At 60.7% G+C, this 234-nt stretch carries 1 protein-coding gene; it reads right to left on the bottom strand.

The window, feature by feature from the left end:
• Positions 1–36: 36 nt before the first annotated feature.
• Positions 37–234: hypothetical protein (locus ACPYOJ_RS36895; protein WP_481420618.1), on the bottom strand; the 198-nt coding region annotated here is incomplete at its 5' end.

Raw genomic sequence — 234 nt, 5'->3', positions numbered from 1 at the left:
CCCCCCCCCCCCTCTTTCAAAGCACAAGCCGACCCCCTATATGCAGCGTAGTCTCGTGGGCTCGGAGATGTGTATAAGAGACAGGTCCTTGCTCATCCGCATGTCGAGCGGATGCTCGGTCGGGAAGTTCAGGCGCCACTGTGTATCGACCACGGGCGCGCCGAGCGTCTCTGCCAGGCCCACCATGTCGGAATAGCCGCTGTCTCTTATACACATCTGACGCTGCCGACGACT

Source organism: Rhizobium sp. SVR5-9E, from assembly GCF_056755095.1.
Note: the sequence above shows the minus strand (reverse complement) of the source record. Positions and strands in the feature narration are given on the sequence as shown.